General features: G+C 55.1%; 19 protein-coding genes and 3 pseudogenes. 13 read left to right on the forward strand and 9 right to left on the reverse strand.

The window, feature by feature from the left end:
* Positions 1–9: 9 nt before the first annotated feature.
* Together B9Z43_RS09205 and B9Z43_RS09210 are read right to left on the reverse strand one after the other, a co-directional pair.
* Complete coding sequence (locus B9Z43_RS09205; protein WP_108324621.1) at positions 10–1,443, reverse strand: TolC family protein; 1,434 nt, start codon at positions 1,441–1,443, stop codon at positions 10–12.
* Positions 1,440–1,757 (reverse strand): hypothetical protein, encoded by a 318-nt coding sequence (locus tag B9Z43_RS09210; protein WP_108324623.1) that lies wholly within the window; start codon positions 1,755–1,757, stop codon positions 1,440–1,442. The genes B9Z43_RS09205 and B9Z43_RS09210 overlap by 4 nt, the downstream gene beginning before the upstream one ends.
* 154 nt (positions 1,758–1,911) lie before the next feature.
* On the opposite strand from B9Z43_RS09210, the gene B9Z43_RS09215 reads away from it, so the two are divergent.
* The 12 genes and pseudogenes from B9Z43_RS09215 (at position 1,912) to B9Z43_RS09270 (ending at position 14,144) form a co-directional block, all read left to right on the forward strand.
* Complete coding sequence (locus B9Z43_RS09215) at positions 1,912–2,598, forward strand: heavy metal response regulator transcription factor (RefSeq protein WP_108324625.1); 687 nt, start codon at positions 1,912–1,914, stop codon at positions 2,596–2,598.
* Positions 2,599–2,808: pseudogene (locus B9Z43_RS09220) on the forward strand (two-component sensor histidine kinase); the annotation flags it as partial.
* A gap of 329 nt (positions 2,809–3,137) precedes the next feature.
* Positions 3,138–3,254, forward strand: a pseudogene (locus B9Z43_RS09225) (DUF3489 domain-containing protein); the annotation flags it as partial.
* A gap of 7 nt (positions 3,255–3,261) precedes the next feature.
* Complete coding sequence (locus B9Z43_RS09230; RefSeq protein WP_108324629.1) at positions 3,262–3,621, forward strand: hypothetical protein; 360 nt, start codon at positions 3,262–3,264, stop codon at positions 3,619–3,621.
* Positions 3,622–3,822: 201 nt separating this feature from the next.
* Positions 3,823–4,116 (forward strand): CopK family periplasmic copper-binding protein, encoded by a 294-nt coding sequence (locus B9Z43_RS09235; RefSeq protein ID WP_108324631.1) that lies wholly within the window; start codon positions 3,823–3,825, stop codon positions 4,114–4,116.
* Positions 4,117–4,250: 134 nt separating this feature from the next.
* The gene (locus tag B9Z43_RS17500; RefSeq protein WP_108324633.1) at positions 4,251–4,829 is read left to right on the forward strand and encodes a YgcG family protein; all 579 of its coding nucleotides are present in this window, start codon (positions 4,251–4,253) and stop codon (positions 4,827–4,829) included.
* A gap of 2 nt (positions 4,830–4,831) precedes the next feature.
* Positions 4,832–5,341 (forward strand): TPM domain-containing protein, encoded by a 510-nt coding sequence (locus tag B9Z43_RS09245; RefSeq protein ID WP_104801464.1) that lies wholly within the window; start codon positions 4,832–4,834, stop codon positions 5,339–5,341.
* Positions 5,342–5,349: 8 nt separating this feature from the next.
* Positions 5,350–7,737 carry a heavy metal translocating P-type ATPase gene (locus tag B9Z43_RS09250; protein ID WP_108324635.1) on the forward strand — a complete coding sequence of 796 codons (2,388 nt, stop codon included), beginning with the start codon at positions 5,350–5,352 and terminating at the stop codon, positions 7,735–7,737.
* Between the two features lie 157 nt (positions 7,738–7,894).
* Positions 7,895–8,137, forward strand: a complete 243-nt coding sequence (locus B9Z43_RS09255; protein WP_104801466.1) for a DUF2789 domain-containing protein — start codon at positions 7,895–7,897, stop codon at positions 8,135–8,137.
* The gene (locus B9Z43_RS09260) at positions 8,134–9,402 is read left to right on the forward strand and encodes a TolC family protein (RefSeq protein ID WP_104801467.1); all 1,269 of its coding nucleotides are present in this window, start codon (positions 8,134–8,136) and stop codon (positions 9,400–9,402) included. Before B9Z43_RS09255 ends, B9Z43_RS09260 begins: the two co-directional genes overlap by 4 nt.
* Entirely contained in the window at positions 9,399–11,003 is a 1,605-nt protein-coding gene (locus B9Z43_RS09265; protein WP_108324637.1) for an efflux RND transporter periplasmic adaptor subunit, read from the forward strand. Before B9Z43_RS09260 ends, B9Z43_RS09265 begins: the two co-directional genes overlap by 4 nt.
* Positions 11,004–11,018: 15 nt before the next feature.
* Positions 11,019–14,144, forward strand: coding sequence for an efflux RND transporter permease subunit (locus B9Z43_RS09270; RefSeq protein ID WP_108324639.1), 3,126 nt, complete (start codon positions 11,019–11,021; stop codon positions 14,142–14,144).
* A 95-nt stretch (positions 14,145–14,239) separates the two neighbouring features.
* On the opposite strand, the gene lspA is transcribed toward B9Z43_RS09270, so the two are convergent.
* The 7 genes and pseudogenes from lspA to B9Z43_RS09305 all read right to left on the reverse strand — a co-directional run bounded on the left by lspA (position 14,240) and on the right by B9Z43_RS09305 (position 23,143).
* Positions 14,240–14,716: a signal peptidase II gene (lspA, locus tag B9Z43_RS09275; protein WP_108324641.1), complete on the reverse strand. Its 477-nt coding sequence runs from the start codon at positions 14,714–14,716 to the stop codon at positions 14,240–14,242.
* Positions 14,717–15,011: 295 nt separating this feature from the next.
* Positions 15,012–15,305 carry a zinc ribbon domain-containing protein gene (locus B9Z43_RS09280; RefSeq protein WP_104801471.1) on the reverse strand — a complete coding sequence of 98 codons (294 nt, stop codon included), beginning with the start codon at positions 15,303–15,305 and terminating at the stop codon, positions 15,012–15,014.
* Positions 15,306–15,440: 135 nt separating this feature from the next.
* Positions 15,441–15,824 carry a hypothetical protein gene (locus B9Z43_RS09285; protein ID WP_104801472.1) on the reverse strand — a complete coding sequence of 128 codons (384 nt, stop codon included), beginning with the start codon at positions 15,822–15,824 and terminating at the stop codon, positions 15,441–15,443.
* 49 nt (positions 15,825–15,873) lie between these two features.
* On the reverse strand, positions 15,874–19,068 hold the full coding sequence (locus B9Z43_RS09290) for a CusA/CzcA family heavy metal efflux RND transporter (RefSeq protein ID WP_108324643.1): 3,195 nt from the start codon (positions 19,066–19,068) through the stop codon (positions 15,874–15,876).
* A 16-nt stretch (positions 19,069–19,084) separates the two neighbouring features.
* Positions 19,085–20,683 (reverse strand): efflux RND transporter periplasmic adaptor subunit, encoded by a 1,599-nt coding sequence (locus tag B9Z43_RS09295; protein WP_104801474.1) that lies wholly within the window; start codon positions 20,681–20,683, stop codon positions 19,085–19,087.
* A gap of 2 nt (positions 20,684–20,685) precedes the next feature.
* Positions 20,686–21,132, reverse strand: a pseudogene (locus tag B9Z43_RS09300) (TolC family protein); the annotation flags it as partial.
* A complete protein-coding gene (locus B9Z43_RS09305) occupies positions 21,059–23,143 on the reverse strand; it encodes a cation-translocating P-type ATPase (RefSeq protein ID WP_108324645.1) in 2,085 nt (694 codons plus the stop codon). The pseudogene B9Z43_RS09300 and the gene B9Z43_RS09305, both read right to left, overlap by 74 nt.
* Before the next feature lie 104 nt (positions 23,144–23,247).
* Between B9Z43_RS09305 and cadR the strand changes: the two genes are divergently transcribed.
* Entirely contained in the window at positions 23,248–23,712 is a 465-nt protein-coding gene (cadR, locus tag B9Z43_RS09310) for a Cd(II)/Pb(II)-responsive transcriptional regulator (RefSeq protein WP_108324647.1), read from the forward strand.
* Positions 23,713–24,155: the final 443 nt, after the last annotated feature.

Raw genomic sequence — 24,155 nt, forward strand, 5'->3', positions numbered from 1 at the left:
CTCTCGTGTTCAATGTCCAGCCGCGCCAGCGCTAGGCGCGCTGGTCATCACGGACAGGGAGGTCGTGGTGGGGCGGCCGATCAACGATGCCTGCAAGGCTGCGTCCGCCAGCCAGTACTGCTGCTGCGCAGCGATGGCGGCGGTCACGGTGCCGACTTGATCACGAGCATCGGCCATCAGCTCAAAGACACCAATCAGCATGCCGTTGTAGCGAAGTTGGTTTTCATCGGAGATCACACGGCGCACGGGCAGCACTTCATCCCGGTAATGCTTGGCCACATCAAATGATGTGCGATAGGCCGAATAACTCTCGCGCAAGTGCGAGCCCGCCGCGCGCACCGTGGCCTCCAGTTGATTGGCCGCCGCGAGCGTGCGGGCATTCCACGCATCGCGCTGCATGCCGCCCCAGTCGAAAATTGGTAAGCGAACCGCCACCTCGAATCCGCGCGGTTCGGTTCGGGTTCCTGCTGCGTTGTCAAATACCGTATTGCGCCGCGCGGTCAGTTCGATGTCGGTGAAGCTGGTGATGATGTTCAAGCCTTGTGCCTTGCCCGCGCCAGCCAGTGCGCTTTGCGCCAAACGAATGTCCAGACGACCATTCGTCGCCAATGCGCCGACCGTATTTGGTTCGAGCGGCGCTTTGGGCAAATCGGGCAGACGTTCGGGCAGTTGGAGTTGTTGCCCCTGCGCCTCATCAAGCCCCAGCAAACGAATCAGTTCCTCCCGGCTCGCGGTCGCTTGGTGTTGGGTAGTCGCCAGGCGGGTAGCGGCATCGGCATAGAAAGATTGCTCACGGGCACGACTGATGCGATTGAAGTTGCCTACCGACTGCATGCGCCGCGCGAGTTCGGCACCGGCCTCGGCGCTTTCAAACACCTGTCGCGCGTAGCTCAGGGCCTGCTGAGCCGCCACAGCGCGCACCCAGGCTTGGCGTACCTGCGTCACACGATCCACCACCTCAGCAGAAAGACGCAATTGCGCCTGCTCGATGCGGCGCTCGGCGATGCCAGTGCGGGCAGGCAAGGTCAAGATATCTAGCAGACCAAACGAGAGCGAGCGCGCCAACTCCAGCTCATCACCAACCACCATGCGCTCAAAACTGAAGATGGGGTTAGCAATGCGCCCGACTTGTGCCGCGTCGGCGGACTCCGCCCAACCTTGCGCCAGCAGGGCTTGCAAGGCGTGGCTGTTGGTCAATGCGAGCTGCACAGCTTCTTTCTGCCCAAGGGGTTTTGCCAGCAATTGGGCAGCGAGCTGTGCGCGTTGCTCACGTTCCTGATTGCTTTGGGCCAAGCTCAATTGCCCGTCAGTGAAGCCGGTGGTCTCGGTATTGACGCGGTTCACGTTCTGCTCAAGGCTGACGCTGGCACAGCCAGACAAAACCCCGATAGCAACCACGGACACCGCCAGCTTGGCGCGATGAGATGAGAGCAAGCGCTTCATTGCTTGCCTCCCTCATGGTGACCGGCATGCGGATTGGCCGCCGGTGGCGTATCGGGCGCTGGCTGTCCAGTTGCGGCTTCCTTGGCGTAGGCGCGCCAGCCGCCAATCCGGCCAACCCGGTCATTGGCCTCACGCCAGGACTGCACCGCCTGATCGGTGTAGCCCTGATAACTCGCCAATGCAGAGGCGTACTGCAACTTGGTCGGCAATGGATTGGCCTGAATTTTTTCCACTGGCGCGGCCAGTGCGGCACCGGTAGCCAGCACGCAGAGCCACGGCAACAGACTTCTGGACAGGGACGAAGGGTTTGGCATCACCGCAGGCTCCTTTCAATTTGTTGAAACATGAGAAGAGTTTGGGCCACCACCCCTGTCAGGAGGGTGATTCCAAGATGACATTTATGTCATCTTGCTGCCATAAAGACAAAATTCTGTCAGACTAACCGGTAGAAATAGATGGAGCAGGCCCGTGAAAATATTGATCGTTGAAGACGAACCGAAAACCGGCGAATACCTGCGCCAAGGGTTGAATGAAGCCGGTTTTGTCGCGGATTTGGCGGCCACTGGCAGTGACGGGCTGCACCTGGCGTTGCATGGCGAATACGACCTAGTGATCCTGGACGTGATGCTGCCGGAACTGGATGGCTGGCAGGTGCTGGCATCACTGCGGCGGCGCGGGCTGGAAATGCCGGTGCTGTTTCTGACCGCCCGCGATCAGGTGGAAGACCGTGTGAAGGGGCTGGAGTTGGGAGCCGACGATTACCTAGTCAAACCGTTTTCTTTTGCCGAGCTGTTGGCCCGCGTGCGCACCATCCTGCGGCGTGGACGAGGCGGCGGACTGGACAGCAATGTCCTGCGCGTGGCCGATCTGGAGCTGGACTTGCTGCGCCGCCGCGTCACGCGAGGCGGAAAGCGCATTGACCTGACGGCCAAGGAGTTCGGTTTGCTGGAATTGCTGATGCGCCGTCAAGGCGAAGTGCTGCCGCGCTCATTGATTGCCTCGCAGGTGTGGGACATGAATTTCGATTCGGACACCAATGTCATCGAGGTGGCCATGCGCCGACTGCGACTGAAGGTTGACGACGGGCAGCCCGTTAAATTAATCCAGACAGTGCGAGGTATGGGCTACGTGCTGGAAGTGCCGCAGGAGCCTTGAATGTTGCGCCGCCTTTCGCTGATCCGCCGTCTGACCCTGTTCTTCACCCTGGTGGCCGCCAGTGTGGTGCTGGGATTGGGCGGGCTGTTCATGACGGCGGCGGACCGTCATTTCATCGAGCTAGATCGCAGCGTACTGCAAGACAAGCGACACCTCATCGACGACATCCTGGCCAGCGCCAATTCTGCCGAGGACCTGCGTTGGCGGCTCACCTGCGGATAGTTCGTGGACCTGCAGCCAATCGTTCAGATCAGCAAACAACTTCTTCTTTTTGGCAACGGTACTTGGTTTGTATCCTTGCCGAAGTAACTCAACTTCAAAATCCCGCAAAAGATCATCGCGGGCGCATACAGCTTGGGCTTCTAGGGGTTTGATCGACATGAGAACTCCTTGAAATAGGGGCTCTCATCATGCGCGTGACATTTTTTTATGCCGACTTCATCGCAACTCTTTCCGCTACACAGGCCGGATTTCCGACGCAGGTCGGCATAACCAGGACATCGGCGTAATGCTGCTTATGCCGATGTCGGCATAAGGTTCACACCGTGCGCGGTGCGATGGCAGGCGCACTCAAAAAGAAGCTGGGGCTAGAAATCACCTCAGAGAAGCAGACCGGCACAGACCGCGTCTACCGAATCACCACCACAACCGTTTGAGGACCTCATGAACCCCATCACTATCACCATCGAATCCATGCCCACGACCATCAACTTCGATGGCCGCGAATTGCAGGTCCAAAAGCTCAGCATCCCGCTGCCCTTTGGCCGCAAGCCTACAGACATCTCCGACATTGCCGCTTGCGGCGTCGAGGCGGTCTACGTGACCGAGATCCGGGAGATGGATCCCGAAGAATTTGATGGCTTCAAATTGAACCTTGGCAAGTCTCGCGACTGGCTCAAAGGCAAGGGAGGCGATTACTGGGATGGCCGGTTGTGCGTGATGGTGCACGCACCTGGTCGCCCTTACTTGTTCATCGATCCATCCGGAGGAGACAGCGTTCGCTATCTCGCGCGTCTGGGCTGATCAGTTGCGAAGAAGCAACTGATCAGAAAGATTAAGCGCGGACACCGGCAGCATCTTTACGCGCATTGCGGAACTGCAGACCTGACGCAAATGTAATCACCAGCACATCTTCATGTCAGAGCCGCTCGACAGAATACAGGACGTGCATTCGCACAAGGTGCTTTGAGTAACGTAGCACCTGTATTCAAGAAAGGACCTGATATGAACACCCGCATCACTTCGCTCTTCGCTGCCGTCGTGCTCAGTACCCTGGCATCGACCGCTTTTGCCACCGACTCGCTGGCAGGCAATGTCGACAAGACCTACCGCCTGAAGGACGGTGGCACCGTATTCGTTTTCAAGGACGGAAAGATGGCAGTGGCCGACAAGTTCGACCGCGCCGTCCATCTCCCCAAAGGCCAAGTCCTGGAGGCGGCTGACGGTCAGAAGATCGTCATGACCAGCAGCGAAAGCGCGCGTCTCGACTTCCAGCTGCGCCAAGGTCACGAGAACTGACCTGTCATTTAGGCATGCCCCGTTTGAGGTACTGCCTTTCGTTCCTTTTGGGGGACGATGTCTCACGAGTCTTGGCGATGATCAATCGATCTTGCCAAGGCTCGTGAAATCTCTGCCATTAGAAACAGTGGAAGCTGGGTCGGCAGAAGGTGGATGATGGCGTTATTTTGGTGGTGGCCAAAGATGATCGGACTGTACGTATCGAAGTCGGCTACGGTCTAGAAGGTGCCTTATCTGATATCACCAGTAAGCGAATCATCAGTGAAGTTATCGTTCCCCATTTCAAGCGAGGCGATTTTTTCCAAGGACTTCAATCGGGCGTTGGACAAATCATCTCTGTAATCGATGGTGAACCACTACCAGAACATCAACGCCACTCCAAAAATTCCGATCAAGGACTTCGTCAACTTGTCCCCTTCTTGTTGATTGTGTCTTTAGGTGTCGGCAGTGTATTGCGCAGTGCATTCGGAAGAGTTGGCGGTTCACTCGTCACGGGTATGGTCGTGACTGGCCTTGCCTGGTTGGTTGTCGGATCACTGCTTCTCGCCATCTTCGCTGGCATTGCCGCTATGTTCGTCACGCTGATCGGGGCGTCTACGGTGCTTCACGGATTAGGCGGTATGTCAGGGGGTGGGCGTCATGGATGGGGCGGCGGCGGATTTCGAGGTGGTGGTGGCGGATTCGGCGGCGGCGGCGCATCGGGAAGGTGGTGACTATGCCAATCAAACGTATCTTTCAACATTTGCTGTTCTCAGATTGGCAGGTCCACCGTGCTTTTAAACGTGAAAGCCTTGATGCCATCACAAAAGCGATTCATAACAGTGAACATTTGCATGGCGGTGAGATTCGCTTGGCGATAGAAGGTGGCTTAGACGGCATTCGTCTTCTCAAGGGCCAATCATCTCGCGACCGCGCCATCGAGGTGTTTTCTCAGCTAAGAGTTTGGGACACTGAACACAACAATGGTGTCTTAGTTTATGTACTGCTTGCTGATCGTGCGGTCGAGATCGTTGCCGACAGGGGAATTCATATCAAGGCTGGCGATGAATGTTGGCGGTCGATATGTCAAACCATGCAAGACCATTTCTCCAGATCAGAGTTCGAGACAGGTGCATTAAAAGGAATAGCGGCAATTGCGAATGTGATCGGCCTCCATTTTTCCGCTCATGAAAAGCATGAAAACGAACTTCCTGACGCACCCGTCATGTTGAATTTTAAAAACTAAAAAATACTATGAATAAAAACCAACACGACCATCACGCCCACGAACACGGGCACGTTCACCACAACCCAATAGAACATCCCGACGCGTCTTCTTCTGAGAAATCTAGTAAGAGCAACACCACGGACCTAAAAGATCCTGTTTGTGGAATGACAGTAACCAGGCAGGCTGCGTATCAATCTGTACACATGGGAAGCACATTTTTCTTTTGCGGGACCAAATGCAAAACGAAGTTTGATGTCAACCCCATGTTGTACATGAGCGGAAACGCTGAAAAGTCGCAAATGACATCTGCTGCCGCAGGAACAATCTATACCTGCCCTATGCATCCTGAAATCCGGCAGGATCATGCAGGAAATTGTCCCAAGTGCGGCATGACACTCGAACCGCTTTTGCCTGAGTTGGAAGAAGACGAAAACCCCGAGTTGCGTGACTTCCAAAGACGCTTCTGGTGGACGCTTCCACTCACCATCATCGTGACATTTTTGGCGATGGCTGGCCACCGGTTGAAGTGGTTTGACATGTCTGTGCAAAGCTGGGGCGAATTTGCGCTTTCACTGCCAATCGTTATATGGGCTGGCTGGCCATTTTTCTCTCGAGGCTGGCAATCTGTTGTAAACCGCAGTCCCAATATGTGGACACTGATTGGCCTGGGCACCGGTGCAGCCTTTGTTTACAGCGTGGTTGCCACTGTGGCACCGCAGGTATTTCCAGACTCCTTTATTTCGATGGGCCGAGTCGCTGTGTATTTCGAAGCAACGGCTGTCATCATTTCACTAACCTTGTTGGGACAAGTTCTTGAGCTCAAGGCTCGCTCTCAGACTTCTGCTGCAATCAAATCACTTCTCGGGCTGGCCCCTAAGACGGCACGTCGCCTGCGTCCCGATGGCTCTGAGGAAGACGTTCCATTAACGCATGTGCATGTAGGAGATTTGCTACGCATTCGCCCCGGCGAAAAAGTTCCAGTTGATGGAGTAGTGACCGAGGGCAGTAGCGCCATCGATGAATCCATGCTGACCGGTGAACCCGTGCCAGTGTCTAAGCGAGTTGGCGACAAGGTGATTGGAGCAACTCTCAACACCAATGGCTCTCTCGTGATGCGGTCTGAAAAAGTCGGCGCGGCCACCATGCTCTCTCAAATCGTTCAAATGGTGGCCCAAGCGCAACGCTCCAAAGCACCGATGCAACGAATGGCTGACACCGTAGCGGGGTGGTTCGTGATGGCAGTTGTCAGCGTTGCCTTGCTCACTTTTTTTGCTTGGGGCCTGTTCGGTCCCGAGCCAAGCTGGGTTTATGCCCTGATTAACGCAGTTGCGGTTCTGATCATCGCCTGCCCCTGTGCGCTGGGCCTGGCCACACCGATGTCCATCATGGTCGCCACCGGGCGTGGTGCCACCCATGGCGTTCTTTTCCGCGATGCCGCTGCAATTGAGAATCTTAGAAAAATTGATACCCTGATCATCGATAAAACCGGCACGCTGACGGAGGGTAAACCGGCGTTTGATCGCGCGGTGGCTGCCCCGGGTTTTAACGAAATAGAGGTGCTGCGCCTTGCGGCCAGCCTGGACCAAGGCAGCGAGCACCCACTGGCCGATGCCATCGTGCGCGCGGCCCGCGAACGTCATCTGTCTTTGGACAAACCTGAGAACTTCGAGTCGGGTTCAGGAATTGGCGTGCGAGGTCAGGTTGGAGGACGACAACTGGCTCTGGGCAACACGGCATTGATGGAGCAGCTTGGTGTGGCTGTCCAGGCACTGGTGTCACAGGCGGAGTTATTGCGGTCAGAGGGAGCAAGCGTAATGCATCTGGCCGTTGATGGGCAACTAGCAGGCTTGTTAGCCGTGTCTGATCCGATCAAGGCTAGCACGCCCGAGGCTCTGGCCACTCTCAAGGCTGCCGGTCTGCGTATCGTCATGGCGACAGGTGACGGCTTGACCACTGCCCGCTCAGTTGGCGAACGACTTGGAATCGACGAGGTGCATGGTGAAGTCAAGCCCGCAGACAAACTGGCTCTCGTGGACCAGTTGCAAAAACAAGGCCGTATCGTAGCGATGGCTGGCGACGGTATCAACGACGCACCTGCACTGGCCAAGGCCGATGTCGGCATCGCCATGGGAACAGGCACTGATGTGGCCATGAACAGTGCCCAGGTGACTCTCGTAAAAGGTGATTTGCGCGGGATTGCGGTAGCCCGCACGCTCTCACAGGACACTGTGCGCAACATGAAACAGAACCTGATGTTTGCTTTTCTGTACAACGCGTTGGGGATTCCTGTTGCGGCGGGTGTGTTGTATCCATTGACTGGCTGGCTGCTGTCCCCATTGATCGCTGCGCTGGCCATGAGCTTCAGTTCGGCCTCGGTGATCGGCAATGCCCTTCGCTTGCGTCGTGGTGAATAAGACTAAAACCAGGTTATGAAATAGTCAGTGTAGGTCATCAGGTTACATGAATGTAATCTGGCCATCATCTTCACAACAGGTACATATTTAGAAAATGAAATCGTTAGTCTGACCAAGCGCAGGCCAGCGACATTTGAAGCCAATTGGAATCTGTGCAATGAATCAAAGCTACCACCGCTTTACTGAACTCTTTTTGCAGTTGGGTCTGCCATCCGATGTTGATGGCATAAAACATTTTCTAGAGAACCATAGCCCCCTTGACCCATCTATTCGTTTGGAAAACGCGCCCTTTTGGACGCAGGCGCAATCTACCCTGCTACGTGATGAAATACTCCAGGACGCAGACTGGGCCGAAGTTATTGATCAGCTGAATGCGGCCCTACGGCGAGGAAAGCAATGATTAACTTCAAATCGGCCATCGCTGCAGCGTGCTTCACTCTCTTTCTTGCCCCAACGAGCTACGGCCAAGATCTACAAATTGGTAGCAATTTGCAAGGATTACTAAAGCTAGCCAAGGAAAGAAATCCTGACTTAGCCAGCATGAGCTTTGATGCGAATGCTGCATCTGAAAGAGTTATACCTGCCGGGTCACTCCCAGATCCTAAATTTCGCACTGAGTGGCGTGACATCACACGTATGGGAGAACAGGGACCCACCCTTTCACCCAGTCGTGTTGGAAGCACGCGCTACTTGCTAATGCAAGACCTCCCTTGGTTTGGCAAGCGTGAACTAAAGCGTGAAACAGCTGAAGCCCTTTCTGAAGCAGCGAAAGTACGTGTAACAAGTACTTGGCTTGAGTTGGCCTCGAAGATAAAAACAACCTACGCACAACTCTACTATTTAGATCAAAGCGAACGCTTGACCCAGGAAATTTTGGATCTAATGGTTCGTTTAGAAAAAGTGGCTCAGGTTCGGTATGCAAGTGGGCTGGCTGCTCAGCAAGACGTTATCCGGTCTCAAGTGGAACAAACCGCTATACGCAGTGAGTTGATTTTCATTGAGTCGGAGCGTCGTCAATTGCAAGCGAGGTTGAATGCTCTGACAGGCAGGCAAGCCGATGAACCACTAGCAAGACCAACACAAATTCGGTCTCTACCTACGCCGGAAGTTTTGAATTTTTCAGCCTTAGAACAACGTGTTCGTTCGAACAATCCACTCTTGCAAGTTGAAGGTGCACAGATCAAAGCGGCGGAAAAGACACGTGAACTTGCTTATAAAAATCGATTTCCTGACTTCACTGTGGGCGCGTCACCCATTCAATACGGCAACTCAGTTCGCGAATGGGAGTTGATGGTTGAAATCAATATCCCACTGCAGCAAGGCGCTCGTCGAGCACAGGAAAGAGAGTCTGACGCCATGCTTTCCGCCTCACGCTCCAGACGAGAAGCGATAAACAACCAAGTCCTGGCTGATCTTTATGAAAACGTTACAGGATTTGAGTCAGAGCGACGCTCGCTCACTTTGACAACAGAAAGTCTTCTACCCCAGTCAGAGTTGAACTTCCGGTCGGCTCTTGCTGGATATGAATCAGGAAAAGTTGACTTTGCGACACTTCTGGATGCTCAAAAGCAAATCCGCCAAGCCAAGTTGAATCAAGTCAAGGCAGGCATCAATGCACAAATGCGTCTCGCGGATATCGAGCGCATCGTAGGAGAAGAATTATGACAACTGCCTTGAAGTTGGGCATGGCGGCGGTATTCGTTGCAACCTTGACAGCAAGTGGAGGATATTGGTATGGGAAACAGCAAGCCATTGTTCATAAGGATGGTAGTGCTGAAACAAATACGCTAGCCAAGAGTGCTTCTGAAGCACGAAAAATACTCTTCTACCGGAATCCGATGGGGCTGCCCGACACCTCGCCCACGCCCAAGAAAGATCCTATGGGCATGGACTACATACCGGTCTATGAGGGAGAGCAGGAATCGACACTCGGTAGTGCAAATTTGATTCGTATCAGCACGGATAAAGTTCAAAAGCTGGGCGTGCGCGTCGAGGCAGCAAGCACGCAAGCTCTGAACAAGACCGTGCGTGCAGCAGGACGAATAGAGCCTGACGAGCGCCAGACCTTCACCATTGCTCCCAAGTTTGAGGGCTATGTAGAACGTCTGTATGTCAATGCAACGGGTCAACCGGTTGGCAAAGGCCAGCCACTATTCGATGTGTACAGTCCCGAATTGGTCTCCGCTCAGCGTGAATACGCCATTGCATCGCAAGGTGTTGATTCCTTGAAAAGTGCCAGTGAAGAAGCCCAGCGAGGCATGCGTGAACTGGCGGACTCCAGCTTGTCAAGACTACGCAACTGGGATATCTCGGATGAACAAATCACGGCTTTGACCCAATCTACAGCGACGCGTCGCACATTAACGCTGCGTTCACCAGTTTCGGGCATCGTTACCGAGAAGAAGGCCGTTCAAGGCATGCGTTTTATGCCGGGAGAAATGCTTTACCAAGTTACCAATCTGGCCTCTGTATGGGTGATTGCCGATGTCTTTGAGCAAGACATCGGTCAGATTCGAACCGGTGCCAAGGCCACTGTGCGGATCAACGCCTATCCAGATAAGCAGTTTTCGGGGGCAATTACCTATGTTTACCCGACCCTCAAATCGGAGACGCGAACCGTTCCGGTTCGCGTGGAGTTGTCGAATCCACATGGACTTCTCAAGCCCGGCATGTTTGCGCAGGTCGAACTGCCCGTAGACAGCAAGCGTTCTGTGCTAACCGTTCCCACGTCCGCCGTGATTGATAGCGGGACTCGTCAAATCATTCTTGTTCAAGTGCAGGAAGGACGCTTCGATCCAAGGGAGGCCAAGCTTGGCGCGCGTAGCGATGATCGCATCGAGGTTCTGGAGGGCGTGCGAGATGGCGAGATGGTAGTTGTTGCTGCGAACTTCTTAATTGACGCCGAAAGTAACCTCAAGGCTGCGATCGGGGGGCTGGGACATTCGGGACACGGGGCGGCAGCTTCTAAAGGAGGATCGGCAGAATCCAAGACCACGGCATCCGTAGGCCATCGTGCAGAAGGAAAAATCGAGGACATCGATACCAAAAGTGGTTCGCTGACGATCGCACACGGTCCGGTATCCACCCTTAAATGGCCTGCCATGACCATGGAATTCAAGGTTGCAAATAGCAGCCTGCTATCTGGTCTGAAGCCTGGAATGTCTTTGAGCTTTGAGTTCGTTGAGCGTGGCCAGGGCGAATGGATCATCACCGCCATCAAGCCTGTCACGGCAAGTGCGGCCAATCCACACACTGGTCACAACTGATCTTTGGGGGACACCATGCTTGCAAAGATCATTGATTGGTCAGGACGAAACCGTTTTTTGGTCCTGCTTGCTACTTTGTTTGTCGTTGTTGGCGGTGTATTCGCCGTCATCAGGACACCACTGGACGCGCTTCCCGATCTGTCTGATGTTCAGGTAATCGTTTACACAGAGTACCCAGGACAAGCTCCGCAGGTGGTTGAAGACCAGGTCACTTATCCACTGACCACAGCCATGTTGTCGGTTCCGAAATCGAAAGTCGTTCGGGGCTTTTCATTTTTCGGCGCGTCCTTTGTCTACATCATTTTTGAAGATGGCACCGATATTTACTGGGCGCGTTCACGGGTACTGGAGTATTTGAACTTCGCGTCCAGTCGCATGCCCAAGGGGGTGACGCCACAAATCGGTCCTGATGCAACCGGGGTGGGCTGGGTTTACCAGTATGCCGTGCTGGCCAAGGACAAAACCCTGGCTGAACTGCGCACCTTGCAAGACTGGTACCTGCGGTATCAACTCACAAAAGCACATGGGGTCGCCGAAGTGGCTTCCATCGGTGGGTTTGTCCAGACTTACCAGATCACTGTCGACCCTGTAAAACTCCGCGCCTACGGCGTTCCTCTGGCCAAAGTGTCTCAGGTGGTGCGCGAATCCAACCGAGATGTTGGTGGCCGTGTGGTCGAAATGGCCGAAACTGAATACATGGTTCGGGGACGTGGCTACCTGCGCGGCGTTTCGGATATCGAGAATCTTGTCGTCAAGTCCGACAAGGGAACGCCAGTGTTGGTGCGAGATATTGCACGAGTTGAATTGGTTCCTGATGAGCGGCGCGGCATCACTGAACTCAACGGTGAGGGTGAGGTCGTCTCCGGCATCGCCATGTCTCGTTACGGTCAAAATGCCCTGGAGGTAATCCACAACCTCAAGGAAAAGATCACGGAAGTCTCAGCAGGATTACCGGAGGGGGTCAGCATCCAAGCGGTGTATGACCGCTCTGATTTGATTCACCGCGCGATCGACACTCTCAAGCGCACGCTGCTGGAGGAAAGTCTGATCGTTGCCTTGGTCTGCGTTGTGTTTCTGATGCACGTTCGCTCGGCTCTGGTGGCAATTTTGATGCTACCTGTGGGGGTGTTGATCGCTTTTATTGCCATGCGTCTGCTGGACATGAACTCGAATTTGATGAGCTTGGGAGGTATTGCCATCGCGATTGGTGCCATGGTGGATGCAGCCATCGTGATGATTGAGAACGCTCACAAGCATCTGGAACGCTTACCCGAAGACCACGATAACGCGCAACGGGTTGAGGCCATGATCACTGCGTGCAAGGAGGTGGGACCAGCATTGTTCTTCTCGCTTTTGATCATCACCGTGTCCTTTTTGCCCGTGTTCACGCTTGAGTCGCAGGAAGGACGTCTGTTCTCACCGCTTGCCTACACTAAGACCTTCGCCATGGCGGGGGCGGCAATGCTTTCGGTGACACTGGTGCCTGTACTGATGATGCTGTTCATCCGGGGAAAAATCATGCCGGAAGCTAAAAATCCGGTGAATCGCTTCTTGATCTGGGTGTATCGCCCGATCATCGCTGGCGTGATGCACAAGAAAAAGCTAACCGTTGGCGTAGCGCTCTTCGTGCTGGGAATTTCGCTATATCCAGCCAGCAAGCTCGGATCCGAATTCATGCCGACACTCAATGAAGGCACGTTGCTTTACATGCCAGCGTCGTTACCAGGCATGTCGATCACCAAGGCTGCCGAGTTGTTGCAGACGCAGAACAAGATCATCAAGAGTTTCCCTGAGGTGGCTTCGGTGTATGGCAAAGCTGGCCGGGCGAACACGGCCACGGACCCGGCACCGACAGAAATGTTTGAAACGGTGATCAACCTCAAGCCAACCTCTGAGTGGCGCAAGGGTATTACGACCGACAAACTGATTTCCGAGATGGACAAGGCGTTGCAGTTCCCGGGCGTATCAAACGCTTGGACCATGCCGATCAAGGCGCGCATCGACATGCTGTCCACCGGCATTCGTACACCAATTGGCATCAAGGTCTTCGGCAAGGATCTCAACGAGATGGAACGTTTGGCCCGCGAGATTGAAACGGTAGTCAAGCAGGTTCCAGGCACCACATCTGCATTTGCCGAACGCATCACTGGTGGCTTCTACCTGAACATCGAACCAGATCGCGCACAACTGGCGCGCTATGGACTGGCTGTAGGTGACTTGCAAGAGGTGATCGGTACCGCGCTTGGCGGAGACATGGTGACCACCACCGTTGAAGGGCGTGAACGCTTTGGAGTGACAGTCCGTTACCCTCGCGAACTTCGTTCAGACCCGCAGCAAATTGCACGGGAAGTTCTTGTGACCACCATGGACGGTGCAATGGTGCCTCTGGGACAGGTCGCTCGGGTTGAGGTGGCCAAAGGTGCACCAGGCATTCGTACTGAAAACGCGTTGCTATCTGCCTACATCTTCGTCGACATTCGTGAACGTGACATCGGCAGTTACGTGGCGGATGCCCGTAAGGCGGTAAACGAACAGATCAAATTTCCAACTGGTTACTACGTGACCTGGAGCGGTCAGTTCGAGTCGATGGAGCGTGCTGTACAAAAGATGAAGCTGGTGGTTCCGGTAACGCTGCTGATCATCTTCTTGCTGCTGTATCTGAATTTCAAGCGGCTGACCGAGACACTGATCGTCATGTTGTCAGTCCCATTCGCGCTGGTAGGCGGCGTCTGGCTGATGTGGTTGCTCGGATACAACTTGTCTGTGGCCGTTGCGGTCGGCTTTATTGCACTGGCTGGCGTAGCTGCTGAGACTGGAGTGGTGATGCTGATTTATTTGGATCATGCATGGGAGGAAATAAAGGAAAGACGCATCTCTGAAGGAAAAATTCCTGATACCAATGATCTATATCAAGCAGTCATGGAAGGTGCTGTAGAGCGGGTTCGCCCCAAGATGATGACTGTAGTTGCCATCATGGCGGGCCTATTACCCATCATGTGGGGTACTGGTACGGGCTCTGAAGTTATGAGCCGCATTGCGGCCCCGATGGTGGGCGGAATGATTTCCTCAACTGTGCTGACGCTGGCAGTTATTCCCGCGCTTTATGCTTTGGTTAAAGTTCGGGAGCTCAACTCAAAATGAGTTTTTATTCTCCTAGAGAATTTGACTTGCTTGTGTATTGACCAAGCGGAAACTGCAATCCTGAGCAGTCGCATGTCCGTGAAGAAAGCGATAGGTCACTTCTGATGTTCCTCAAGAAATGAAACTGCTATTAGCGCAACAACTCCTCCCGTGATCGCCACGTCGGCGATGTTGAACGCAGGCCAGTGCGTACCACGCAAGTGAAAGTCCAGATAGTCGACGACCTGCCCGCGTGCGACGCGGTCAAAGCCATTGCCGACGGCACCGCCTAAGATCAGGCTGTACGCCAAGGCCTCAAGACGGCGCACCGGTTTGCTCAGCATCCAGGCCAACCATATTGAAGCCCCCAGTGCGATCGCAAGGAAGAACCAGCGCTGCCAACCTCCGGCGCCAGCCAGAAAGCTAAAAGCCGCGCCCGGGTTCAGAACATGGACCAGATTGAAAAACGGTGTCACTTCAAGTGACCAGCCCAGCGGCGTGGTCAGATCAATGAGACTCTTAGTGGCTTGGTCGATTGCAAGCACGATGAACGCCACGGAATACCAATAGGATTTGCGATTCGGATACGTCATTACTACTTTTCAATTTCGAGGACATCGATGCTTGGCACCGCATGTGACGGCGGCCAGTGCAACTTGAAGGGGCATACGGCTGCGTGAATATCCGGTAGTCAAAAGTGCATCAGCAGCCAGCGGCCTGAACCTGCGCAGCGATTCGAATTGGTGGCATCAGCACATCTCGAAGAGGTTAAAGCAGACGCTCCTTAACTTGATCATCAAATTCATCAAATCATGCATGACAGGAACTTTCACAGGCCAAGTCAGTGCAAGCGACACCGAAAAGTTGTCGCCTACAAAGATGGTTCCGTCAAGTCGCTGCCTTTCCGCAATGAGCACAGAACTTCGCCCACGCTTGCAGGGTCGTTCCGCATTGCGTGCACGCAGAAGGAACCAACGTAGTTCCGCACTGCTGGCAGAAACGAGCCCCTAGCGCGTTCAGCGCCTTGCAGTTCGGGCATGCAACGCCGGCGTTGCCTCCTCCGCTGGTTGGAGGTCCGCCGCTTCCGTACCCACCGCCATAGCCGTGGCGATCACCGTGATGCGCCCCACCATGGTGGCCGCCACCCTGATGACCACCGAAAAGTCTGTCAAAAATACTCATTTATCTTTCCTCTTTCAAGAACGCCTTACAAGGCCGCTAAGGCCAACCAACGGATCTCATCACAATTTTTCGAAACATTCGCACTCGCTAGGGCAATGCAAAGAAGTGCCAAGAAGGTCGTTCTCCGCCCTTACGTCACTTCAGAACAAATCGTGCCGTCGCTGCCTTGCTTGCAAGATTCACCTGCGCGACAACCTTCGTACCGGGCGCGACTTTAAAACTGCCTTTTGCTTCAAGCTTGTCACCCGATGGTTTCAAATCAATCTCTTGCTTGTCGCTACCTGAGAGCAAAGTGATTTTTGCTGTTGCCCTGCTGACATCAACTGGTTTCCCGTGATCTCGCACGTACAACTGAAGCACATCGGGCTTGGCCACGAGCTCGTAGTCCATATCCTTGATTTCCGTGACCAAACCTCCATGGAGAGGCTTGTCTCCATGACCATGGTCATGTTTGTCCGCAGCAAATACGACGCCTGATGCCATCAACATCAAAGCGAAGGTGGTCGAAATCAGTTTCATGAGTTTTCCTTTCAAAAGTACAGGTTAAGAATCAGATCTAAAGACTGGCTTATGAATTCTGCGAAGCAGCCGCAGCCTGCGGATGCACCGGTTCGGCAGTGACGCCCTCCAATTCCTCGTCCGGACGATGGGCCAGCCGATACAGAATCGGAAGCACGAGCAGCGTCAGCAATGTGGAGGACAGGATGCCGCCAATCACCACGGTGGCCAAAGGACGCTGTACCTCCGCGCCGGTTCCCGTGGCGATTGCCATTGGAATGAAGCCCAACGATGCCACCAAGGCTGTCATCAATACAGGGCGCAAACGAGTCAACGCTCCCTCACGGATGGCTGCGTCCAATTGGGCTCCCTCTTCTCGCAAGCTGCGGATGTAAGAAATCATCACGAGGCCATTGAGCACTGCAACACCTGACAGGGCGATAAAACCCACTGCGGCGGAAATCGACATTGGAATGTCACGCAGCCACAGCGCCAAAATGCCGCCGGTCAACGCAAATGGAATGCCGGTAAATACCAGCAGGCCATCCTTGACGTTGCCGAACATTGCAAACAGCAACACGAAGACCAGGAGCAACGACACAGGGACGACGATTTGCAATCGCTGTGTCGCGGACTGCAGGTTTTCAAATGTGCCACCCCAGCTCGTCCAGTAGCCTGCGGGAATCTTGACCTGCGCCAAAGCAGCTTCCGCGTCGGCCACAAAGGAACCGACATCACGGCCACGCACGTTTGCACTCACCACAATGCGACGCTTGCCGTTCTCGCGGCTAACCTGATTAGGCCCCGGTGCCAGCTCGAAGCTAGCCACTTCGGCCAGTTGGATGAAATTGGTTCGTCCTTCGACGCCGCCCGAACCGCGTGGCAAAGGAATCGGCAAACGTTTCATGCTCTCAAGGTCGTTGCGCAAGGACTCTGGCAAACGAACAAGGATGTCGAATCGACGGTCACCTTCAAACAACGTACCGGCCTCACGCCCCCCGATGGCCGTGGCCACTGCATCCTGAATATCAGCCACGTTTAGCCCGTAGCGCGCGGACTTCTGACGATCAATGTTGACTGTGAGCATCGGTAATCCGGTCGTCTGCTCCACCTTGACTTCTGACGCACCAGGGATTTTTTGCAACTTGGACGAAACCTCTTCGGCTGTCTTGTTCAAGACGTCCATGTCGTCCCCGAAGATCTTCACCGCCACGTCGCTTCTCACCCCCGAGATGAGTTCGTTGAATCGAAGTTGGATCGGCTGGGAGAACTCGTAGTTGTTACCCGGTATCTTGCCCACGACCTCCTGCACGGCGGCCAGCAACTCGTCACGAGACTTCCGCGGCTCGGGCCACTCAGACATTGGCTTGAGCATGATGTAGCCATCAGAAATGTTCGGCGGCATGGGGTCGGAGGCAATTTCCGCCGTTCCAGTGCGCGCAAAGACACGGTCGATCTCTGGAAATTTGGCTTTCAGCGTTGCTTCCAGTTGCTGCTGCATCGCCACCGATTGCGACAAACTGGTGCCAGGAATGCGCAAGGCCTGAATAGCGAAGTCTCCTTCGTTCAAGCTGGGCACGAACTCACTGCCCATGCGCGTTGCGATCAAACCGCACAACACCACTGCCACGGCTGCGGCAGCCAACACAACAGCCTTGGCTGCCATCACGCGATCTAGCAAGGGACCGTACCAGCGCTTGGCTTGCACCATCAAGAAGTTTTCCTTTTCGCTGACACGGTTGCCAATGAACAGTGCGACCGCAGCCGGAATGAAGGTCACCGACAAAATCATGGCTCCCACAAGCGCCGCCACCACCGTGAACGCCATCGGATGAAACATCTTCCCTTCGACGCCGGTCAGGGCAAAGATGGGCAAGTACACCACCATGATGATCAACTGCCCAAATAGCAGCGGGCGACGTGATTCCTTGGATGCAAGGAAAACCTCGTGAAAACGTTCCGCCCGAGTCAATGGCCTGCCGTAGTGAGCTTGCGCATGGGCAAGACGGCGAACACAGTTTTCGACGATCACCACCGCACCATCAATGATGATGCCGAAGTCCAGTGCGCCGAGGCTCATTAAATTAGCGCTGACCTTGTAGCTCACCATTCCTGTGAAGGTGAACAGCATCGATAAGGGAATCACGGTGGCCGTGATGATGGCGGCGCGGATGTTGCCGAGGAACAAGAACAGGATCACGATCACCAGGATCGCGCCTTCTAACAAGTTCTTTTTGACCGTGTTGATGGCCTTATCCACCAGGACGGTGCGGTCGTAGACGGTCACCGCATGTACACCCTCGGGCAGGCTGCGGTTGACCTCGATCATCTTCTTGTCGACGGCTGTTGATACCGTTCGGCTGTTTTGACCGATGAGCATGAAGACGGTGCCCAGCACCACTTCACGGCCGTTGTCAGTAGCAGCACCGGTGCGAAGTTCACGTCCGATGCCGACCTCGGCAACATCACGCACCCGAATCGGCACGCCACCCGCACTGCTGAGGATGACATTGCCGATGTCCTCAAGTGTCTTAACCTGCCCGGGGGCTCGAATTAGGTACTGCTCACCTCGCTTTTCGATATAACCTGCGCCCACGTTGCCGTTGTTGCGATCCAGAGCCGTCACAATGTCCTGCAGGGTGACGCCCAACGAGGCCAGTCGCTCGGGTATCGGTGAGATTTGGTATTCCTTTGCAAAACCACCAATCGAATTGATTTCCGTCACGCCGGGCACATTGCGCAACTGTGGCTTGATGATCCAGTCTTGAATCTCGCGCAGATCGGTGGCCGTGTAGGGCTGGCCATCAGGTTTTTTCGCACCATCCTTGGCCTCGACTGTCCAGAGGTAAATCTCACCCAAGCCTGTCGATATGGGCCCCATCGCAGGAGTGATTCCGGGAGGCAGTTTGTCGCGGGCCTCCTGGATGCGTTCATTGACCAACTGGCGCGCGAAGTAGATGTCGGTGCCGTCCTTGAAGATCACAGTCACTTGCGACAGCCCGTAGCGAGACAAGGAACGGGTCTGCTCCAGATTGGGAAGACCCGCCATCACGGTTTCAATCGGGTAAGTCACCCGCTGCTCGGTTTCCAGAGGGGAATATCCCGGCGCTTGGGTGTTAATCTGCACTTGGACATTGGTGATGTCCGGGACGGCATCGATAGGTAACTTTTGGTAGTTGAACACGCCGATGGCAGCCATACCAAAGACCGCCAGCAACACCAACCATCGGTGCTCAATGGCTGCGCGAATAAGTTTTTCAAACATGTATGTCGCTCCGGTATCAATGGGTGTGTTCGGCAGAGGCTTTGCCAAGCTCTGACTTCACGACAAAACTGCCTGCCGACGCATAAGGTGCCCCGGCTCTGAGCCCTTGCAACACCTCGACACGCTTGCCATCACTGCGGCCCAACTGCACAGGCTGAGCGATGAATCCCCCATTCACCTTCAGGAATACGACCGGCTTGTCGCCAACGGTCTGAATGGCATCACTGGCCACTGTCACGGGTACGTCAGCCTCTAAGGAGGTCACTTCCACGTTGACAAACAGCCCAGGACGCCAAGCACCTTTCGGGTTGGACAAGACCACTCGGGCTTTGGCCATACGGGTTTGTTCGCCAATCAGCGACCCAACAAAGGTGATAACGCCAGTAGCGCTGGCATCGAATGCAGTGGCCTTGATGGTCACTTTTTCGCCGACTCTGACCAGCGGCAAGTCCTTGGCTGGCACGTTGATTTCAGCCCAAACCTGCCCCAGATCGGAGACGGTAAACACGGCAGCATCCTCCTTGACGGCTTCGCCAAGGCTGAGATGCTTTTCAATCACTAAGCCATCGAAGGGCGCACGCAATTCAAAGCGGTTAAGCCCCCCCTTAGAAACGGTGGCTAGGCCCAAAGCGGAGAGCTTCTGTTGAGCGTTGGCCACAGCTACTTCAGCCTCGTGCAGCGCTTGCCCTGCTTGCAGGTAGTCCTGCTCTGCGGAAATCTTTTGCTCCCAGAGCCGCTTTTCACGCTCAAACGTGGTACTGGCCAAGGTCAGGCGCTTTTGCGCTGTTTGCAACTCGCTGCGCTGCTCAGACGCAGCCGGGCTGGCAATGACGGCCAGGACCTGCCCCTTCTTGACGGCTTGTCCCAAGCTCGCCTGCACGCTCTCGACCACACCCGCAATGCGCGGGACAACGTGCGATGTCCGGTCTTCGTTCAAGCGAATTTCCCCCGGCATTAGCAGGGCTGTCTTGATTCGTGCAGCCCCTGCTGTGTCGATGCCAATAGATGCCGCTTTAATTTGCGCATCACTGAGTTCGACTTTCCCCTCTTCTTGTTTGAGAACGAACATGAAGGGTTCGTTGGCTGTCTGGGCAACGATGTTGATCTCGAACGCGTGCGGCTCCGGCACGACCTCCCGGCTCAACAGGCTGTCTTTTTCAGTCGCGAAATTGAGTGTCTGTTTCTCTCCGGTCAAACGCGTGATGGTCGCGCTGACCTTTGCAGCGCTGGTGGGAAGAGGCTTGCCTTTGTCATACAACCAGACTCGCAAACGAGGCTCACCGCCTTCCTCAGCGAGTAACGCTTCCAGCCCGAAATCCCCCTCCTTGAACAGCTTGCCTCCATGCGGCCCCTTGGTCGGGGCCTCGTGGTGTTCGCCGTCCGCATGACCCTTGTCGTGGTCGTGTTTGTCTCCACTCTCCTTGCCGTGATGCTCACCATCACTGTGTGCCTTGGCTTCAACGTGGCTGCCGTGACCGTGGCCGTCATCTTCGGCTGTCTTGGTTGCTTTGCCGCCGAGAATGGCGCTGCCCAGTACAACGCCCGTCGCAACGATCACGGCGATGGCGATCAGATGCTTCTTGCTGACATTCAGTTTGTTGGTATCGATTTTCATGTTTATTCCTTATTCGCTGGCTGGGTAGCATTTGCGCCAGATTCGCCGAGCACGCGGTCAATGTCTGCAGCCGTGCGATGCGCCTCAGCCAATGCTTTGAGGTATTGAGACTTGGCGGCAAAGTAGGTGCGCTGTGCGTCCAGCACTTCCAAGAAGTTGAACTTGCCGTTTTCAAATCCGACGGTGGCCGCGTCGTAGGCACTTTTGGCCCCAGGTAAAACATCTTGTTGCAAGACGTCGACTTCCCTACGAATGGATTCCAGCCGCTCGCGGGCTTGCAATACGTCCGTGCTGACTCGTATGTTCAAAGCTTGGAGTTCGTCCCGCGCCTTGTCTTCGCGCTTCAACGCTTCCAACAAGTTCCCCTGATTGCGATCAAACAGCGGCAAGGGGACGGAAACACCGAACAGCAGTTGATCGCGCTGCAGTTCGGTGGGGCGTTTCATCGTTCATGACCACAACATCTGCGGCTTCCATCGCCGTATGGGTTCCAGCAGCACCCATGGCGAAGCCGATGTCGGCCTTAGCAAGTGCTGGTGCATCGTTGATGCCATCGCCAGTCATTGCCGTGATGCCCAGTCGCTGTTGAAGTTCGCCGATAGCCTGTAGTTTGTCTTCTGGCAGCAGGTTGCCCCGCACTTCGGCTATGCCCGCCAGAGAGCCAACGGTGCGCGCGGTCGCGATGTTATCCCCTGTCAGCATGACCGGTGTCACGCCGAGCGACTTCAGGTCGGCCACCGCTTGGGCGGAGGATGGTTTGATGGTGTCCGCCACCGCGCAGATCGCCATCACACGTTCGCTGTTAGCGAGGAGTGTGACCGTGCGACCTGCCTCCTCATGAACTGCGAGGCGGGTTTCGAGTTCAGCCGAACATTGCCCACGCTCCTCGATCCAGCGGTGGTTGGCCAGCGCGTAGGAATGATTGCCGATAACACCTTGCACTCCACGCCCTGCAACGGCTTGAAACTCTCCCACCTCTTGATCGGCGGTTGACAGCCCCTCTGCGATGGCTTTGGAAACCGGGTGATCCGACCGGCCCGCGAGACTCTTTGCAAGCCCCTCCAGCACCCGTTGATCAAGACCTGTGTCCACGGGCTCGAAGGCCACCAGTTTGGGCTTGCCTTCCGTGATCGTACCGGTCTTGTCCAGGGCCACAGCTTTGATCTTTCGCGCATCCTCCAAGTAAACGCCACCTTTGATCAAAATCCCCCGCCTTGCCCCGGCTGCCAAACCGCTGACGACCGTGACAGGTGTGGAAATAACCAAGGCACAAGGGCAAGCGATGACCAACAACACCAAGGCCTTGTAGACAGCCTGCATCCAGGTCAAGTCCGTGATCCACGGCGCTAGCAACGCGACGGCGACAGCCAGGATGAAAACGGCAGGGGTGTAGATCGCGGCAAACCGATCTACAAAGCGCTGTGTCGGCGCACGGGACGACTGTGCTTGCTCGACTGCGTGGATGATGCGCGCCAGGGTGCTGTCCGAAGCGGGCGCGGTGACACGGAATTCCAAGGCTGCAGACTGGTTGATGGTGCCTGCGTACACTTCGTCGCCAGGAGCCTTGTCTATAGGCAGGCTTTCCCCAGTCACAGGGGACTGGTCGATGGCACTCTGTCCGAGCGTGACGACACCATCGAGTGGAACGCGCTCTCCTGGACGGATGCGCACTGTTGCGTCGACAACGACAGCTTTGACGCCGACGCGCGTCCAACTGCCGTCACCTTGACGCACCTCGGCTTGCTCCGGTGCCAGCGCCAGCAAGCTCTTGATGGCGTTACGCGCCCGGTCCACCGCTCGAGCCTCGATGGCCTCGGCTATGGCATACAAGGCCATCACCATGGCAGCTTCTGGCCACTGGCCTATCAAGAAGGCACCTGTCACGGCCACAGTCATCAAGGCGTTGATGTTCAAGCGTCCTTGCCGCAGTGCGGAAAGCCCTTTACCGTAGACGGAGAAACCCGCCAGGGCGATGGCCACCGCGGCCAGCGCCATTCCAAGGGCTTTTGCTGGCCAACTATCTGGAAAAGCGAATGCCAAGCCTTCAGCCGCCACGGCCAGCCCCAATGCAGCAATCAATTTGCCCCATGAGGCCCAAAAACCAGTTGGCGCAGCGGCAGTAGCTCCATCCGATTTGTCTTCTACTCCGAGTGGTTCCGGTTTGAAGCCCGCTTTGCGAATCGCATCCAGTGCCAACCGCAGAGCATGATCCTCGGCAGCGATGGTCAACTCGCGGTCGCCCAAGTTGAACTGCAAGCCACGAATGCCTGCCACGCCGTCCAGCGCTCGACGGATTTCTGACTCTTCGGACGCGCAGTCCATGTTCGCGATCCGGAATCTATGTGGCTCAACAGCCGTTGCTTTAGACGCCATTGGCCCGCCCACGGCAGGCGATGCAGCGCAGCCACTTCCACAACCGCAGGCAGTGTCAACTTGTTGGCGTTGGTGAGTAGGGTTCATGATCTTCTCCTTGTTGGATGGATTAAAAACCCTGTAGCCACTACAATGTCAAGTACCTACAAATAAAATGGCGCAACTTTCTTGCCACCGCTCAAGGTGAAGATATGAAAATCGGTGAACTGGCCAAGGCGGCTCACACTCAGGTTGAGACGATCCGGTATTACGAACGCGAAGGATTGTTGCCAGAAACGCCTCGCACAGAAGGTAACTACCGGGTGTACGGCAGCGAACACGTTGACCGACTGTCCTTCATACGGAACTGCCGTGGGTTGGACATGACGCTGGACGAAATCCGAATATTGCTGCGCTTCAAGGACTCGCCTCTAGAGAACTGCGCAGATGTCAATGACTTACTCGACGAGCACATCGGCCATGTGGCCGCCCGCAGCAAAGAGCTGAAAGCGCTAGAGCGACAGCTCAAGACCTTGCGGGAGAACTGCCGTAAATCTCAACAGGCCAGTCAATGCGGCATCTTGAGTGAGTTGTCCACCGCATCGCATCCCGATCAGGAGTTAACCACCAGCAAGGGGCATGTTCATGGGGCACACAGTCTCAAGGCAAAGCTTTGAACGAAAGGCATCATCTGCTTACATCGGGTCATGACATCAATTTTCGTGATGACGATGGGCGCACTGCTTTGTATGTGGCAGTTTATGAAACTTACTATGGGCTAGCCATACACGCTACTTGAGCGTGGCGCAGATCCAAACATTCCAGACAACGAGTGCGACTTACCTCTGGATATCGCCAAGTACTCGCACCTTTACAGACGAAGTAACAATACAGAAATGGTGGATGCATTGGTGAAGGCTGGAGGAAAGTGCAAGGAAGGCCCGTCAGCTAGGGAGCTCCTTGATGACAAGATCTATGATGGATTTGCACAGGCTGACCTGCCCCCTCTGGCCGTACCAATCAATCGGAAGTAGTCCAAGGGTTCAAGGTTAATCCAAAACTTGAGGGTTGAGATTTGCAGCGGCATTGGTTTGAATCCTTTGCTGCTGCGCGAACTGAG

Source organism: Limnohabitans sp. MMS-10A-192 (assembly GCF_003063335.1).
Classification (GTDB): domain Bacteria; phylum Pseudomonadota; class Gammaproteobacteria; order Burkholderiales; family Burkholderiaceae_C; genus Limnohabitans_A.

What these genes read in the sequence shown, in the direction of transcription:
- B9Z43_RS09205 (WP_108324621.1), bottom strand. Translation starts at nt 1,443, where the DNA reads ATGAAGCGCTTGCTCTCATCTCATCGCGCCAAGCTGGCGGTGTCCGTG.
- B9Z43_RS09210 (WP_108324623.1), bottom strand. Translation starts at nt 1,757, where the DNA reads ATGCCAAACCCTTCGTCCCTGTCCAGAAGTCTGTTGCCGTGGCTCTGC.
- B9Z43_RS09230 (WP_108324629.1), top strand. Translation starts at nt 3,262, where the DNA reads ATGAACCCCATCACTATCACCATCGAATCCATGCCCACGACCATCAAC.
- B9Z43_RS09235 (WP_108324631.1), top strand. Translation starts at nt 3,823, where the DNA reads ATGAACACCCGCATCACTTCGCTCTTCGCTGCCGTCGTGCTCAGTACC.
- B9Z43_RS09245 (WP_104801464.1), top strand. Translation starts at nt 4,832, where the DNA reads ATGCCAATCAAACGTATCTTTCAACATTTGCTGTTCTCAGATTGGCAG.
- B9Z43_RS09250 (WP_108324635.1), top strand. Translation starts at nt 5,350, where the DNA reads ATGAATAAAAACCAACACGACCATCACGCCCACGAACACGGGCACGTT.
- B9Z43_RS09255 (WP_104801466.1), top strand. Translation starts at nt 7,895, where the DNA reads ATGAATCAAAGCTACCACCGCTTTACTGAACTCTTTTTGCAGTTGGGT.
- B9Z43_RS09260 (WP_104801467.1), top strand. Translation starts at nt 8,134, where the DNA reads ATGATTAACTTCAAATCGGCCATCGCTGCAGCGTGCTTCACTCTCTTT.
- B9Z43_RS09265 (WP_108324637.1), top strand. Translation starts at nt 9,399, where the DNA reads ATGACAACTGCCTTGAAGTTGGGCATGGCGGCGGTATTCGTTGCAACC.
- B9Z43_RS09270 (WP_108324639.1), top strand. Translation starts at nt 11,019, where the DNA reads ATGCTTGCAAAGATCATTGATTGGTCAGGACGAAACCGTTTTTTGGTC.
- lspA (WP_108324641.1), bottom strand. Translation starts at nt 14,716, where the DNA reads ATGACGTATCCGAATCGCAAATCCTATTGGTATTCCGTGGCGTTCATC.
- B9Z43_RS09280 (WP_104801471.1), bottom strand. Translation starts at nt 15,305, where the DNA reads ATGAGTATTTTTGACAGACTTTTCGGTGGTCATCAGGGTGGCGGCCAC.
- B9Z43_RS09285 (WP_104801472.1), bottom strand. Translation starts at nt 15,824, where the DNA reads ATGAAACTGATTTCGACCACCTTCGCTTTGATGTTGATGGCATCAGGC.
- B9Z43_RS09290 (WP_108324643.1), bottom strand. Translation starts at nt 19,068, where the DNA reads ATGTTTGAAAAACTTATTCGCGCAGCCATTGAGCACCGATGGTTGGTG.
- B9Z43_RS09295 (WP_104801474.1), bottom strand. Translation starts at nt 20,683, where the DNA reads ATGAAAATCGATACCAACAAACTGAATGTCAGCAAGAAGCATCTGATC.
- B9Z43_RS09305 (WP_108324645.1), bottom strand. Translation starts at nt 23,143, where the DNA reads ATGAACCCTACTCACCAACGCCAACAAGTTGACACTGCCTGCGGTTGT.
- cadR (WP_108324647.1), top strand. Translation starts at nt 23,248, where the DNA reads ATGAAAATCGGTGAACTGGCCAAGGCGGCTCACACTCAGGTTGAGACG.